Genomic DNA, 14129 nt, shown 5'->3' on the forward strand with positions numbered 1-14129 from the left:
GGATCCTGACTCGGAAGGGAGAGTGCGAATGGTGAGGTGGACGCGGAGTGGCCCGATCGTCGTCGAGGTCGACGGTACGCCGGCCGGTCGGCGCGTGGTCGAGTACGCGAGCCACGAGGCGCTGCGGACCGGGGCCGAACTGGTCCTGGTCGCGCCGACGCAGCCGTTCGGCTTCACCGAGACCGAGGGACCGACTCCGACCGACAACCTCCGGTCGGCGGCCAGATGGGTCCGCGAACTCACCGGGAGCGGTGTCGCGATCACTACGCTGCTGGCTCGTGGATCCCGGTTGAAGGTGCTCGCCGAGACCGCGCAGCACGCCAGGTTGCTCGTCATCGGCCGGACGCCGCTGCGTGGGCCGCAACGTCTGGTCACCGCACACGGTGACCTCTTCCTCGCGACCCGTACGGGCTGCCCGGTGCTCGTCGTACCGAGTGGGTGGCGGCCGTCGGACCTGGACCGGCGGATCTCGGTCGGGGTGGACGGCACCGCGATGTCGTTGGAGGCGGTCGAGTTCGCGATGCGGGCGGCCGCGGATCGTGGCGGCGACCTCACGTTGGTGCATTCGCAGCACACTCCGCGGCACCTGTCGCTGGTACCGCCCGAGCCGCGGTCCGGCGAGGAGCTGAGCGTGGCCGAGACGCTCGCCGACTGGGGGAGCCGTTATCCGCAGGTGAAGCTGACGCGGTTCCTCACCACGCGACCCGTGGCCGACGTGCTCGTCGAGGAAGGGCACCAGGCCGGGCTCGTCGTGATCGGTACCCCGGCCGGCCTGCTGCCGATCGGGGATCCGGGCGCACGCCGGTCCGTGGTGTCGATGAACAGCCCGCTGGCCGTCGTACCGCACCACGCGGCCGCCCACTCCGGGGCGGCTGCGAACTGATCCGGTTTCCCGGTCAGGTCTCGTCCGGCCTGGAGGCGAGGCGGCGGCCGTCGTACGACTCGATCGTGAGCCGGACGAGTTGACGCTCGCCGATCGGAGCCCAGGCACGGACCGGGAGCAAGGGGATCAGCGGAGCGGCCTGCTCCGGGTCGATCGGTGCCAACCGGCCGACGACGGTGACCCGCCAGCCGAGCCCCTCGTCCTCGTCGATGTCGTCCACCTCGAACGCGACCACGTCACCACGCTCCGCTGCCCGATACCGGTCGTCGTCGGCGGTCGCGAAGATCAGGCCGCCCTGCTCGACGGCGAAGGTCGCGAGCCGGACCGCGGGGAGGGCGTCCCGGGTGAACACGAGCCGGCCCATCGCCCTGGTCGCCAGCAGGCGCAGGCACTCCGCCGGATCGAGGATCTCCAGCCCGTTGGCATCCACCTCGGTCCGGGCCTCGGGCAACGGAGTCGCCGCTTCCTGGTCAGGTGCGAGCAACGCGGACCCGAACTCGTTGCCGTCGACATGTTCCGGGGAGTCGGTGAGGGTGCTGGACAGGGGAGGGGTGCTCGAGGCCTTGGTCATCGGGCGGCTCCTGGTCGGGCGCCGGGGCGCTGTCTGCTCCGGCGCGATGGACGTACTGGGGATGGGTTCGGCCTTGCGGAACGCCGTTCGCGGTCTAGGGTGAGCGATGAGTGACCACGCGACACTGGGAGCGGCGCGAGATGACGACGATCAAGGTGTTCCTGCTCGACGACCACGAGGTGGTGCGGCTCGGGCTGCGTCAGCTGCTGGAAGCCGAACCGGACATCGAGGTGATCGGTGACGCCTCGACCGCGGCGCAGGCGATCGCGCGGATCCCGGCCCTGAGCCCGCAGGTGGCCGTGCTCGACGTGCGACTGCCCGACGGCGACGGGATCTCCGTCTGCCGCGACATCCGCTCGATGATGGACCACCCGCCGGCCTGCCTGATGCTGACCTCCTTCTCCGACGACGAGGCGTTGTTCACCGCGATCATGGCCGGCGCCGCGGGGTACCTGCTGAAACAGGTGAGCGGGACGGACCTGGTCGGCGCGGTGCGGCGGTTGGCGGCGGGGGAGTCGCTGCTGGATCCGGCGATGACGACCGCGGTCCTGGAGCGGTTGCGGAGTCCCGTGGTGGAGGACGACGACCCGCGGTACAAGTCGTTGACCGCGCAGGAGAAGAAGATTCTCGATCTGATTGCCGAGGGCAAGACCAATCGGCAGATCGCGGAGGCGCTGTTCCTGGCCGAGAAGACGGTGAAGAACTACGTGTCCGGGTTGCTCCGCAAACTGGAGATGGACCGGCGGACCGAGGCGGCCATCTACGCCGTCGAGCGGTCCAGACGCCGCCCGTCGCGCTGACCCCCGGAACCCGAACCACTCCATCAGGGCTCCAGGGTCCCGGACGACGCGTCCGGCTCACCAGGGCCGAAAGTCCCAGATCCACCTGGCCTCGGCCACCATCAGCCGCGGCCGGCGGTACGACCAAGGTCGCGGCCTGCTCCAAGTACAAGCTGCGGCATCCGCCAGGACCCTGCGCCCGGCGGATGCCGCAGGTCTTCGGTCAGCCGCAGATGGTGGTCCGCATCACGTCGGCCGGGCTGTTCCAGTTGGCGCAGCCGCTGCCGGAGTGGCCGTACCAGTCGTGGCCGAACTCGTGGGCGGCGAGCAGCGCGATCTGGCCGGTCGCGGTCGGGACCAGCGTGATGCGCTGGCCGGAGCCGTAGTTGCAGCCGATGATCGCGCCGGTGCCGCCGCAGTCGGTGATGTACGAGGTCTGACAGGAGACCGGAGTCCCACCGCCTTCGGTGAGGCCGTTCCACGCGGCGGCGCCCTGCCGGATCTCGCCGGCCCACTGGGCGCAGGACGCGGTGATCGTGTACGAGCGCGGGTTCGGCGGGTCCCAGCCGAGTAGCTTCGCCGGCTTCGGCGCGATCTTGGCGGCCGGGCCGAGCTCCACGCCGTGCCCGTCCCCGGTGTGCTCGTCGGCAGCGTGCTCGTCGGTGATCTGCTGATGCGCGCTCGGGGCCGCGAGCTGGGTGGTCTCGGTGCGCGGGGTCGCGAGCGGCTCGGCGGCCGACGCGGCGGGAATCGAGCCGAGCACGGTGGCCGCCACTGCCGCGAACACCACCGCCACTCGAGGGGCGATCGGTTTCATCGGGTGTCCTTCCGGGTCCTCACTGCACGGAACAGCAGCCCGTGAGTACACCGGGGGCGGAGCGGTCGCCGGCCTGGCAGGCGGCACTGACAACCTTGTCACGGGCGGATGACGTGACACATCGTCGTCAGTCGACCACGAACTGTCAAGAGTTCGATCCGCTCCGCTGTCGTCGCCGCAGGTAGAACGCGACCGACCCGAGCACGATCACCACGATCGCCAACCCCGCGAAAGCCAACGGGACCTGCGAGAAGTCGGCCGCGTCCCCGTCGTTGTCCCCCGATTGCTCGACCCCGGGTTGCGGTGTCGACCCCAACGAAGGCGAAGGACTCGCCGCCGAGACCCCAGCTCCGATTTCATCGCCGCCGACCGCCTCGGCGATCCCGGTCGGCATGATCGCGATCAGGAGTCCGATCAGCAGCGCAGCGCATAACCGTTTCATCGCCCGCCGGTGCCCCCGAGGTGGAAGGTTCACCAAAACTTATGCACGCGCGCGCCGGATCAGCCGACCTCGGCGAGCGTCTCGGTCAGCAGGTGCTCCGTCTCGCCCGGTGGGGGAACGGTGGCGGCGAGGGTGTCGAGGATGTGGGTGTACGCGTCGACGTCGTCGCGTTTGTCGAGGTAGATCGCGCTGGTGAGGTGCTCGAGGTAGACGACGTCCGGGAGATCGGCCTCGGGGAACCGGAGCACGCTGAAGGCTCCACCGGTCGCCGGGTGCCCCGAACTACCGGTCGGGATGACCTGGAGGGTGACGTTCGGCAGCTGGATCGCTTCGAGCAACGCGGCGAGCTGGGCCCGCAGGACGTCGGCGCCACCGATCGGGCGCCGCAGGACCGACTCCTCGACGACCGCCCACAGCTTGAGCGGCCGATCCCGGCGCAGCACCTGCTGACGCGTCCGGCGCAGCTCGACGATCTGCTCCACCTCGCTCGCGGACCGATCCGCGCCACCGGGAGTCAGCCGCGCGACGGCCCGCGTGTACTCGGGGATCTGCAGCAGGCCGGGCACGAACTGGATCTCGTACGTGCGGATCAAGGTGGCCGCCGCCTCCAGCCCGAGGTACGCGTCGAACCAGTCCGGGGTGACGTCGCTGTACTGATGCCACCAGCCGCGGTTGTTCGCGTCGCGGCCGAGCTGGACCAGCCGATCCCGCTCGGCCTCGTCGGTCACGCCGTACAGCGTGAGCAGGTCGCGGACGTCGCGCTCCTTGAAGCCGACCCGGCCGAGCTCCAGCCGGCTGATCTTCGACTCCGAGCCGCGGATCGCCCAGCCGGCCTGGGACCGGCTGACTCCGGCGCGCTCCCGCAGTTGCCGCAAGTGCGCGCCCAGCATGATGCGCAGAGCCGTCGGCCCCGGCTCGCTTCGCCCGGCCATGCGGCCAGTCTACCTCATTTTCGAACCTATGTTCGAATCGATCCCGGAGCGCGGCCGGGGTCTACCGAGGGCCCGCGCGGAGCTCAGTCGCGCAGGTACTCAGCCCGCCAGCGGAACAGTGACGGTTCGGTCGGGTGCGGGGTCTCGTCGAGCTGGATCAGCCGCAGGTCGTCGAGCGCGAAGGCCTCGACGGCGGCCCGGGTCAGCGGCCACGGCGGCCCCTCGACGTCGTCGTCCGCGAGGCCCTCGGGCCGTGCGGACGCGATCACCAGCAGCGTCCCGCCGGGCCGGACCTGCTCGCCGACCTGCTTGGTCGCGTTCGCCTGGAGCGAGATCGGCAACGCCTGGACCGTGTAGATCTCCACCACCAGGTCGAACGCGCGATGCCACTCGGCCGGCGGATCCAGCAGGTCGGCCACCACGTACTCGGCCTTGGAGTCCGGATGCGCTCGCTTCGCCGCCTCGACCGCCGACGGTGAGATGTCGAACGCGGTGGTGGCGTAGCCGAGGTCGGCGACCAGCTCCGCGTCCCACCCGGTGCCGGCACCGACCACGAGCGCGGTCTTGCCCGTACCGTCCGGCCCGGCGGTCTCGATCCAGTCGGTGAGCAGCGCGTTGGCCGCACCGCGGTCCCACGGGACGACGGCCTGGCCGTTCTCGGCGGCGGCGTACAGCTCCTCGAACCAGCCGGTCGGATCGTCCTTGGTCAGCGACTCCCGGGCGATCCGGCGGGAGACGACAGCGGGGTCTTCGGGGCTCATCGGTCCTCTTCGGGTTGGTGGATGGCGCGGACCGACTGCACGGTGTCAGCCTCGCTCGCGGCCTTGTCCTCGCGGTACCGCAGTACTCTCGCGAACCGGAGGGCCATCCCGGCCGGATAGCGCGGCGAGGTCTGCACCCCGTCGAACGCGATCTCGACCACGATCTCCGGGCGCAGGTAGACGGTGTAGTCGTCCCGCCGGACCGCGAGCTGCTGGAACCGCTCGGTCTGCCAGCGGAGCAGCTCGTCGGTGAGCCCCTTGAACGTCTTGCCCAGCATCACGAACTCGCCGGTGGCCTCGTCCCGCGCGCCGAGGTGGAGGTTGGACAGCCAGCCGGTCCGGCGGCCATGACCCCACTCCGCGGCGAGCACGACCAGGTCGAGGGTGTGGGTCTGCTTCACCTTGACCCAGCCCGACCCGCGCCGGCCCGCCTCGTACGGAACGGTCAGCGACTTCACCATCACGCCCTCGTGGCCCCGGCGGACTGCGTCGGCGAAGAACTCCTGACCGGCTTCCGGGTCCGCGGTGACGAGGCGCGGGATCCGCTGCTCCTCGGGGACCACCTTGCGCAGCCACTCGTACCGCTCGGCGCCGTCGAGGCCGAGCAGGTCCTGGCCGTCGACGTGCAGGATGTCGAAGAAGTACGGCGTCAGCGGCACCGTCTCGGGCCCGGTCGCCGCCCGGGTCGCCGTCCGGGAACCCGTGACCTGGAAGGGCTCGGGCCGTCCGCCCGGGCGGAGCGCGATCAGCTCGCCGTCGAGCACGATCTGCTCGGCCTTGAGCGCGCGGACGGCGTCGACCACCTCGGGGACGCGGTTGGTGATGTCGTCGAGCGTCCGGGTGTAGACGACCACCGTGTCACCGTCGCGGTGGGCCTGGATCCGGATGCCGTCCAGCTTCCACTCGATCGCGGCCGGCGCGCCCGTCTTCGTCATCGCCTCGGCCACACCGGTCGCCGACTGGGCCAGCATCGGCTGGACCCCGCGACCGACCTCGAGACCGAACTGGTCCAGCCCCGCCTCGCCCTCGGTCAGCACGGCGACGGCCACCGGTGCGGCCGCGCCACGGAGCATCGTCGCGGCCCGGATCTTGTCGAGACCTATCCCGGTGGCCTTGGCGACCGCGTCGGCCATCACGCCGTCGAGCGCTCCCTGCCGCAGCTCACCACTGACCAGGAACCGGAGGAACCGCTGCTCGTCCTCGGTCGCCCGGCCGAACAACGCGTCGACCGCCTCCCGCCGACGTGCCTGCGAACCCGCACCCGAGATCTCGGCCAGCTCGCCGAACGCCCGGTCGACCTCCTCGACCGTGAGTGACGTGCTCTCGGCCGGCCCGGCCGCGTCGGCCAGCGTGCGCCAACCGACGCCGGTCCGGCGCTGCCGCAACTCGCCGGACAGGTACGTCACGACGATCTCGGTCTCCACCGGATCGGTGGCCGTGGTCAGCAGGGACGCGATCAGGTCGGCCTTCGCCCGGCGTGACCGGGTCTGGCTCAACGCGGTCGAAGTGGCGACCACCTCGGCTAGCAACATGGGTCCAGTGTTGCCGATCGCACCGACAGTTCCGGGGGATTTCGCTGTCCGTGCGGGCGTCGGTACGCCGTGGTCAGGGAGCGTCCGGCAGCTCGTCGAGGAACTCGGCGGTGGGCGTGAAGAACAACGTGCCGGTGACCGCGGTGGAGAAGTCGAGGATGCGGTCGTAGTTGCCGGCCGGCTCGCCCAGGAACATCCGCCGTAGCATCAGCTCGGTCACGCCCGGGTCCTTCGCGTACCCGATGAAGTACGTGCCGAACTCCTCCGAGCCGACGGTCCCGAACGGCATGTTGTCGCGCAGGATCTGCAGCTCGTTGCCGTCGTCGTCCTCGATCACGTTGAGCGCGATGTGCGCGTTGCTCGGCTTCACGTCGTCGTGCAGCTCGATGTCCTCCAGCTTGGTCCGGCCGATGACCAGCTCCTGCTGCTCGACGGTGAGCGCGTTCCACGCCTTCATGTCGTGCAGGTACTTCTGCACGATCACGTAGCTGCCGCCCGCGAACTCCGGATCCTCCGTGCCGATCAGCACCGCCTCGGCGGCCTCCGTACCGGCCGGGTTCTCGGTGCCGTCGACGAAGCCGAGCAGGTCCCGCATCTCGAAGTACTTGAACCCGTGCACCTCGTCGACCACGGTGGCGGCCCCGTCGAGCTCTTTCATGATCTGGGTGGCCAGCTCGAAGCACTGGTCCAGGTGCGCCGCGCGGATGTGGAAGAGCAGGTCGCCAGGTGTCGACACGGCCTTGTGCTTGCCGCCGTCGAGCTCGGCGAACGGGTGCAGTTTCCGCGGCCGGGGTCCGGCGAACAACCGGTCCCAGACGTCGGAGCCGATGCTGGTGACGCAGGACAGGTTGCCGGCCGGCACCCGGAAGCCGACCGACCGGGTGAGTCCGGTGACGCGCTCGAGCAGATCCCGCGTGGTCGCCTCACCGCCTGGCTCGATCCGCACCACCAGGAAGATCGCGGACCCGGTCAGCGGCATCAGGACGGACTGCGGGAGGACGCGGGTCGAGGCGGTCGGACCAGGAGTCGGATCGGTCACCATGAAGGTCTCCTCTGTTCGTGCGGTGATTCCAGCGTCAGGATGCAGCAGGACGCCGACCTCGCGGGCACCCGGGGTCGGTCGTCGGTCACTCAGGACGGTCGCATCAGCCGATCCAGGAACGCGATGAGCAACGCCTCCCGCAAGCGTGGGGGAGCGACGTCGAGCAGCGCGTTCACGGGCGCCATCCGGGCCGGCAACGTGCCAGTCGCGGCGGTGTCGCCGAGTCCCGCGATCGTCAGCAGGCCGTCGAACGCAGCGTCGTCGAGCGTCGCCGGATCCAGCGCCGCGGCTGCCTGAGCGAGCTCCGGTTGCACCTGAACGGGCCCTGCCTCCTGCGCTGCCCGGGTCGCCTTGGCCAACGCGTCCAGGAGCTCGTCGAGCCGATCCGCCGTCGCCGCGCTGACCGTCAGGTGCAGGGACGGGCCCTGGTCGCGGAAGCTCAACTGGGGTTGGACGAACCAGCCGAGCGCCACCAGCTCGTCCGCGATCGTGAACACGTCCGCCCGCTCGTCACTCCGCAACGCCACCAGCGTCGTGGCCGGCTCGGCGATCACCGTCAACCCGTCGATGGCCCCGGCCGACTCGGCCAGCTTCCGGGTCGCGTCGTACGCGGTGCGCGCGAGCCGCCGGTACCCGTCGTCGCCGATGTGCCGGACCACCGTCCACGCAGCAGCGAGCGGAGCCCCCGACTTGGTGGACTGCAGGGTCGAGTTCAGCATCGTGTACCCGGGCCAGTCCGCGCTCGCGAAGAACTGGGCCCGCCGCAGTCCCGGATCGCGGTGCAGCAGGATCGAGGCGCCCTTCGGGGTGTACGCGTACTTGTGCAGGTCGACCGACACGCTGGTCACGCCCGGCACCGTGAAGTCGAACGCGGGCACCTCGACCCCGTCGAGCCGCAGGTACGGGAGCACCCACCCGCCGATGCACGCGTCGACGTGACACCTGATTCCCCGGTCCGCCGCCAGCGCCGCGATCTCCTCGACCGGATCGACCACGCCATGCGCGTACGACGGGGCGCCGGCCACCAGGAGCACCGTGGTGTCGTCGCAAGCGGCCGCCATTTCCGCCGGCTTCGCGCGGAACGTGGCCGGGTCGACATCCACGACCACGGCGCGGACGCCGAAGTAGTGCGCGGCCTTGTGGAACGCGGCATGCGCCGTCGACGGCAGGACCATGCTTGGCGAGGTGATGCCGGGGGAGGCGTCCCGAGCAGCCTGCACGGCCAGGAGGACCGACTCGGTCCCACCGGACGTCACGGTCCCCACGGCATCCGGACCGCGAAGGAGCCGAGCCGCCCAGCCGACGAGCTCGTTCTCCAAGGCGCGCAGGCTCGGGAACACGGTCGGGTCGAGCCCGTTCGTCGCCCCGTACAACGCGAGCGCCTGCCGGCCGAGCTCGTCGGCCTCGGCGAGACCCGAGTCGTACACGTAGGCGAGCGTGCTGCCGCCGTGGGTCGGCAGGTCCGCCTGCTGCAGTTCCCGCAAGCGGGCCAGGACGTCGGTCATCGGGCCTCCAGGACTTCCTCGGGCGTGAGCCGGTAGCGGGACAAGGTGAAGAAGCTGATCGCGATGAGCACAGCAGGGACCACGGACAGCCCGAGCACGATCGCGGTCACCGCCGAGCCGGGCTGCACGGCGGCCTGGTCCGTGGACGAGACGTACCCGCCCGCGGCGAGGACGAGCGCGTAGACGCCGGGGCCCAGAGCGAGCCCGAGCGTCTCGCCCGCGGTCCAGATCCCCGTGAACACACCGGCCCGGCGTACCCCGCTCCGCGCGGCGTCCACCGCGGCGACGTCGGGCAACATCGCGAGCGGGAACACCTGGGCGCCGGTGAAGCCGATCCCGACGATCCCGGTCGCGGCGTATACGCACCACGCGGGCAGGTGGTTGGCCGCGGTCAGCGCGATCGCACCGAGACCCAGGACCGCCGACGCGGCGGCGTACCCGGTCTTCTTGCCGAACTTGTTGCCGAAGGCAAGCCACAACGGGCTCACCAGCAGCGCCGGACCGACGACGCAGACGAACCCGATCGACGCGGCCCCCGGATCGCCGAGGACGTACCGGGCCAGGTAGTCGATCCCGGCGAGCATCGAACCGATCGCGAGCGCCTGCAGCATCAAGGTCGACAACAGCCAGCGGAAGTCGGCCGCCTGCGCGACCACGCGAAGCTGGTCCCGGAGGGTCCCGGTGGTCTCCTGAGCCGGACCGATCGGAGCCCGCCGCGTCCCGTAGTACGCGCCGACCGTGCCGAGGACGAGCAGGGCGGCGACGGTGAGACCCATGGCGCGGTAGCCGTCCCGGCCGCCGATCGCGTCCCGGATCGCGGGGGAGGCGCCGCCGCTGATCAGGATCGCCAGGGTGAGGAACGCGACCCGCCAGGACATCAGCCGGGTGCGCTCGGTGTAGTCGCCGGTGATCTCGGCCGGCATCGCGATGTACGGCACCTGGAAGAACGCGTACGCCGTCGCGCAGCCGACGAACGCGAGCAGCACCCAGGACGCGCCGGCCACCTTCGAGTCGAACGCGGGGGCGGCGAACAGCACCGCGAAACACGCAGCGAGGGCGAGACCGCCTCGGAGCAGGAACGGGCGCCGTGGTCCGAGCGGCGAGACGTGGCGGTCGCTGATCCGGCCGGCCACCGGGTTCAGCAGCACGTCCAATGCCTTGGGCAACAAAACGATGAGGCCCGCGAGCGCGGCCGCGATGCCGAGCGTGTCGGTGAGGTAGGGGAGCAGCAGCAACCCGGGCACCGTGCCGAACGACCCGGTCGCGACCGAACCGAGTGCATACCCGATCCGCACTCGACGGGGCAGCGGTGCGGCGGACATGGCGGAAGCATGCCAGGTTCGGAGCCGTTCGTGGATCCGGTCGTCCACAGCCGGGTCGGCCCGAATCTCCGAGCACCAGCCCGTCACCGCACCGGATTACCAGACAGGTCCTAGAGTCGGTTCATGGACTCGCACCAGGGCCCACCCGAGCCGCAGGACCCTCGCCGCCCCGCCGACGAGGCGCCGCCGGCCGAATCCCGTACGTCGGAGTCCACCCCCGACGGCGCGTCGGCGGACGGTACCCGCCCGCCGGAGCCTACGGCTGATCGCCGGCCTGGAGTGCAACCGAGCTCGGTCCAGGACGTGCGCCGCGAGCCGGTCCAGCCGCAGCAGCCGGGCTACCCCGCGCAGTCGGGCGGCTACACCGGACCCGGCGCGTACCTGCCGCCGGAGCAACCCAGGCAGCACCCGCAGCAACAGCCGTACCCCGGCCCGTCCGCACCCCCGCAACAACCCGGCGCGTATCCCGGACCCGGTGTGTACCAGCAGCCCGGCGCGTACCAGCAGCCTGGCGCGTACCAGCAGCCTGGCGCCTACCCGCAGCAGCCCGGGGCGTACCAGCAGCCTGGGGCGTACCCGCCACAGCCCGGTGCGTACCCGCAGCAGCCTGGGCCGTATCCGCAACAGCCGCCGTACTGGTCGCCGGAGCAGCCGCCGCCCTATCCCGGCCAGCCGCAGGCCTGGCAGCAGCCGCAGTACGCGCCGTACGGAGTGCGCCCGGCCGAGCCCCGGGCGATCCCCGCCCCACCCGGCACGCCGTTCCACCAGCTCGCGCGCAACGTCAAGCACCGCTGGTGGCGGCCGATCGTCGGCACCGGGTTCCTGCTCGCCGTCGCGTTCTTCGCCAGTGCCGCGCTGGTCGTGATCTGGACGATCGTGCACACCCTCGTCACCGGCGACACCCCGTCGATGGAGGGCACCGACTTCTTCCCGAGCGACCTGGAGAACCTCGCCTTCACGCTCGCCTCGCTCGCTATCCTCACCCCGGTCGTGCTGCTCTCCGCCTGGCTGGTGCAACGCCGCCCGGCCTGGAGCGTCGCGTCCGTACTCAACCGGATCCGCTGGCGCTGGCTGCTCTTCGCGTTGCTCCCGGGCCTCGCCTACCTCGCCGTGTCGTTCGGCCTGAGCGTGCTGATGGAGGCCCTGTTCCCGACCACGGACAGCGCGGTGACCGACGACGGCTCCTGGGTGGGCCTGGCGGACTTCATCCTGCCGCTGCTGATCATCCTCGTCCTCGTCCCGTTCCAGGCGGGTGCGGAGGAGTTCGTCTTCCGCGGCTGGCTGGTGCAGGCGATCGGCGCGTACGCCCCGCAAGGGACCGACGGCAACGCGTTCGTACGGACGGCCAAGCTGGTCCTGCGGACGCCGTGGCCGGCGTTGGTGATCAGCAGCGCCGCGTTCGTCTCGGTGCACGGGTACACCGGCTGGGCCATGCTCGACATCTTCATGTTCGCGATGGTGGTCGGGTACGTGTCGGTGCGGACCGGCGGGATCGAGGCCGCGATCGGGCTGCACACCCTGAACAACGTCTTCGCGTTTTTGTTGCCTGCGGCAATGGGAACGCTGGATGGCTGGGCCGAGCAGGGCGGTGCGCCATGGACCCTCCCGGTGACGGACGTGCCGAGCCTCGCCGTCTACGCCGTACTCGTGCTGTGGCTCGCCAAGCGGCAGGAGCTGACGCGGGTCAGCGGATAACCAGGCGAGAACTGTCGGCGGGTTCTGGCACCCTGACGCCGTGACGAATCCGAAGAGCGCACCGATCGACACCGTCCTGTTCGACTGGGGCGGCACGCTGGCGACCTGGCACACCATCGACCTGTACGCCGTCTGGCGGTCGGTGGCCGCGTTGATCGACGCGGCCCGCGCCGACGAGTTGGCCGCGCGGTTGCTCGCCGCCGAGGACTCGGTCTGGGCGCGCTCCCGCGACGAGCACCGCAGCAGCACGCTGGACGAGGTGTGCCTGCTGGCCGACGTGGTGATGACGCCGGCGGCGCTCGCGGAGTACGAGCGGTTGTGGCACCCGCACACCGAGCTCGACCCGGACGCGCTCGCGATGCTCACCGACCTGCGGGCCCAGGGCCTGCGGATCGGCGTGCTGTCGAACACCATCTGGTCCCGGCAGCGGCACGAGGACATTTTCGCCCGCGACGGCGTCCTCGACCTCCTCGACGGGGCCGTGTACACGAGCGAGGTGCCGTGGACGAAGCCGCATCCGGAGGCGTTCCTCGCGGCGATGCGGGCGGCCGGAGCGACCGATCCGGCGAGCTGCCTGTTCGTCGGCGACCGGCTCTTCGACGACGTCTGGGGCGCGCAGAACGTCGGCATGCGCGCGGTCCACATCCCGCACAGCGCGATCCCGGCCAACCAGATCGGCCACACCGAAGGCGTCCCGGACGCGACCGTCCAGCGGCTCGCCGAGCTCCCCGCGCTGATCCAGACCTGGAACCGAACCGCCGCCTGACCGACCAGCGAGGGCAGGCGCCCGGTACTGCCCGGTGGGCGGACAGCGGTTACCTGGCCGACGCGCCGTGGTCAGGCGGCGGTCACCGATCGTGGTTAGCTTCGGTAACTCGCTCCCACTTGCCTGGAGGTTTCAGACAAATGTTCACCACCCGCCCCCGAGTCGCCGCGCTCCTCGCCGCGGCCGCCCTCGGTCTCACTCTCGTCGGCGGCCTCTCGGCCTCCGCGACCGGCACCGCCAAGTCCGCGAGCACTTCCGGAACAGCGACCAAGGGTGCGGCGGACAAACCGCTGCACGTGATGTCGTACAACCTGCGCTACGCGAGCGACACCCCGCCGAACGCCTGGCAGGACCGGCGCCCGGTGATGCGCGAGCAGCTCCGGATGGCGCGGCCCGAGCTCATCGGGACCCAGGAGGGCGTCTACCCGCAACTCCAGGACATCGCCGCCGACCTCGGCCCGTCGTACGACTCGATCGGTCTCGGCCGTGAAGGCGGCAGCCGCGGCGAGTTCATGATGGTCTTCTTCGACACCCGCCGGCTGCAGCCGCTCGAGTACGACCACTTCTGGCTGTCCGACACCCCGGACGTGGTCGGCTCGCAGACCTGGGGCGGCTGCTGCCCGCGGATGGTCACCTGGGTCCGGTTCCTGGACAAGGCGACCGAGAAGCAGTTCTACGCGGTGAACACGCACTTCGAGGCCTTCGACGCGACCACCCGGTCGAAGTCGGCGGACCTGCTGCTGCAGCGGATGGGCGGGTTCGACCCGGCGCTGCCGGTGATCGCGACCGGCGACTTCAACGAGGCCGGCAAGCCAGGCGTGACCGTCTACGACAAGCTCGTCACCAACGGGCCGCTCGAGGACAGCTGGCTGACCGCCGACCGGCGCAGCCCGCTGTACGCGACCTTCCACGGCTACAAGCCGCTGACGCCGAACGGTGACCGGATCGACTGGATCCTCACCACGCCGGGCGTCAAGGTCCCGAAGGCGTCGATCAACACCTTCCAGAAGGACGGCCAGTACCCGAGCGACCACCTGCCGGTCGAGTCCTGGCTGCAGCTGCCCTGATCCACCTCCGGACAG

Annotated in this window: 14 protein-coding genes; 5 read left to right on the forward strand and 9 right to left on the reverse strand. The window is 70.8% G+C overall.

What is annotated here, in order from left to right; genetic code table 11:
• Positions 1–28 precede the first annotated feature (28 nt).
• Positions 29–883, forward strand: a complete 855-nt coding sequence (locus tag FB561_RS37990; RefSeq protein ID WP_170284768.1) for a universal stress protein — start codon at positions 29–31, stop codon at positions 881–883.
• 13 nt (positions 884–896) lie between these two features.
• On the opposite strand, the gene FB561_RS25960 is transcribed toward FB561_RS37990, so the two are convergent.
• A complete protein-coding gene (locus FB561_RS25960; protein ID WP_145811127.1) occupies positions 897–1454 on the reverse strand; it encodes a pyridoxamine 5'-phosphate oxidase family protein in 558 nt (185 codons plus the stop codon).
• Positions 1455–1564: 110 nt separating this feature from the next.
• On the opposite strand from FB561_RS25960, the gene FB561_RS25965 reads away from it, so the two are divergent.
• The gene (locus tag FB561_RS25965; protein WP_475422033.1) at positions 1565–2254 is read left to right on the forward strand and encodes a response regulator; all 690 of its coding nucleotides are present in this window, start codon (positions 1565–1567) and stop codon (positions 2252–2254) included.
• A gap of 202 nt (positions 2255–2456) precedes the next feature.
• On the opposite strand, the gene FB561_RS25970 is transcribed toward FB561_RS25965, so the two are convergent.
• From FB561_RS25970 to FB561_RS26005, 8 genes are all read right to left on the reverse strand, one after another.
• Complete coding sequence (locus FB561_RS25970; protein ID WP_145811128.1) at positions 2457–3050, reverse strand: hypothetical protein; 594 nt, start codon at positions 3048–3050, stop codon at positions 2457–2459.
• Positions 3051–3195: 145 nt separating this feature from the next.
• The gene (locus tag FB561_RS25975) at positions 3196–3492 is read right to left on the reverse strand and encodes a hypothetical protein (protein ID WP_145811129.1); all 297 of its coding nucleotides are present in this window, start codon (positions 3490–3492) and stop codon (positions 3196–3198) included.
• Positions 3493–3551: 59 nt separating this feature from the next.
• A complete protein-coding gene (locus tag FB561_RS25980; RefSeq protein ID WP_145811130.1) occupies positions 3552–4424 on the reverse strand; it encodes a helix-turn-helix domain-containing protein in 873 nt (290 codons plus the stop codon).
• Between the two features lie 83 nt (positions 4425–4507).
• The gene (locus tag FB561_RS25985; protein ID WP_145811131.1) at positions 4508–5185 is read right to left on the reverse strand and encodes a class I SAM-dependent methyltransferase; all 678 of its coding nucleotides are present in this window, start codon (positions 5183–5185) and stop codon (positions 4508–4510) included.
• On the reverse strand, positions 5182–6717 hold the full coding sequence (locus tag FB561_RS25990) for an ATP-dependent DNA ligase (RefSeq protein WP_145811132.1): 1536 nt from the start codon (positions 6715–6717) through the stop codon (positions 5182–5184). Before FB561_RS25990 ends, FB561_RS25985 begins: the two co-directional genes overlap by 4 nt.
• Positions 6718–6790: 73 nt before the next feature.
• Positions 6791–7759 carry a Dyp-type peroxidase gene (locus tag FB561_RS25995; RefSeq protein ID WP_145811133.1) on the reverse strand — a complete coding sequence of 323 codons (969 nt, stop codon included), beginning with the start codon at positions 7757–7759 and terminating at the stop codon, positions 6791–6793.
• Between the two features lie 89 nt (positions 7760–7848).
• Positions 7849–9264: a pyridoxal phosphate-dependent decarboxylase family protein gene (locus tag FB561_RS26000; protein WP_145811134.1), complete on the reverse strand. Its 1416-nt coding sequence runs from the start codon at positions 9262–9264 to the stop codon at positions 7849–7851.
• Positions 9261–10586 (reverse strand): MFS transporter, encoded by a 1326-nt coding sequence (locus tag FB561_RS26005; protein WP_145811135.1) that lies wholly within the window; start codon positions 10584–10586, stop codon positions 9261–9263. The genes FB561_RS26000 and FB561_RS26005 overlap by 4 nt, the downstream gene beginning before the upstream one ends.
• Before the next feature lie 123 nt (positions 10587–10709).
• On the opposite strand from FB561_RS26005, the gene FB561_RS26010 reads away from it, so the two are divergent.
• The 3 genes from FB561_RS26010 to FB561_RS26020 all read left to right on the forward strand — a co-directional run bounded on the left by FB561_RS26010 (position 10710) and on the right by FB561_RS26020 (position 14114).
• Positions 10710–12281 carry a CPBP family intramembrane glutamic endopeptidase gene (locus FB561_RS26010; RefSeq protein WP_145811136.1) on the forward strand — a complete coding sequence of 524 codons (1572 nt, stop codon included), beginning with the start codon at positions 10710–10712 and terminating at the stop codon, positions 12279–12281.
• Positions 12282–12321: 40 nt separating this feature from the next.
• The gene (locus tag FB561_RS26015) at positions 12322–13047 is read left to right on the forward strand and encodes an HAD family hydrolase (RefSeq protein ID WP_145811137.1); all 726 of its coding nucleotides are present in this window, start codon (positions 12322–12324) and stop codon (positions 13045–13047) included.
• A 140-nt stretch (positions 13048–13187) separates the two neighbouring features.
• Positions 13188–14114, forward strand: a complete 927-nt coding sequence (locus tag FB561_RS26020; RefSeq protein WP_145811138.1) for an endonuclease/exonuclease/phosphatase family protein — start codon at positions 13188–13190, stop codon at positions 14112–14114.
• Positions 14115–14129 lie beyond the last annotated feature (15 nt).

Origin of the sequence: Kribbella amoyensis (assembly GCF_007828865.1) — a bacterium.
GTDB classification, from domain to species: Bacteria; Actinomycetota; Actinomycetes; order Propionibacteriales; family Kribbellaceae; genus Kribbella; species Kribbella amoyensis.

What these genes read in the sequence shown, in the direction of transcription:
- FB561_RS26010 (WP_145811136.1), top strand. Translation starts at nt 10,710, where the DNA reads ATGGACTCGCACCAGGGCCCACCCGAGCCGCAGGACCCTCGCCGCCCC.
- FB561_RS25975 (WP_145811129.1), bottom strand. Translation starts at nt 3,492, where the DNA reads ATGAAACGGTTATGCGCTGCGCTGCTGATCGGACTCCTGATCGCGATC.
- FB561_RS25985 (WP_145811131.1), bottom strand. Translation starts at nt 5,185, where the DNA reads ATGAGCCCCGAAGACCCCGCTGTCGTCTCCCGCCGGATCGCCCGGGAG.
- FB561_RS26000 (WP_145811134.1), bottom strand. Translation starts at nt 9,264, where the DNA reads ATGACCGACGTCCTGGCCCGCTTGCGGGAACTGCAGCAGGCGGACCTG.
- FB561_RS25970 (WP_145811128.1), bottom strand. Translation starts at nt 3,050, where the DNA reads ATGAAACCGATCGCCCCTCGAGTGGCGGTGGTGTTCGCGGCAGTGGCG.
- FB561_RS25995 (WP_145811133.1), bottom strand. Translation starts at nt 7,759, where the DNA reads ATGGTGACCGATCCGACTCCTGGTCCGACCGCCTCGACCCGCGTCCTC.
- FB561_RS37990 (WP_170284768.1), top strand. Translation starts at nt 29, where the DNA reads ATGGTGAGGTGGACGCGGAGTGGCCCGATCGTCGTCGAGGTCGACGGT.
- FB561_RS25990 (WP_145811132.1), bottom strand. Translation starts at nt 6,717, where the DNA reads ATGTTGCTAGCCGAGGTGGTCGCCACTTCGACCGCGTTGAGCCAGACC.
- FB561_RS26020 (WP_145811138.1), top strand. Translation starts at nt 13,188, where the DNA reads ATGTTCACCACCCGCCCCCGAGTCGCCGCGCTCCTCGCCGCGGCCGCC.
- FB561_RS25960 (WP_145811127.1), bottom strand. Translation starts at nt 1,454, where the DNA reads ATGACCAAGGCCTCGAGCACCCCTCCCCTGTCCAGCACCCTCACCGAC.
- FB561_RS25980 (WP_145811130.1), bottom strand. Translation starts at nt 4,424, where the DNA reads ATGGCCGGGCGAAGCGAGCCGGGGCCGACGGCTCTGCGCATCATGCTG.
- FB561_RS26005 (WP_145811135.1), bottom strand. Translation starts at nt 10,586, where the DNA reads ATGTCCGCCGCACCGCTGCCCCGTCGAGTGCGGATCGGGTATGCACTC.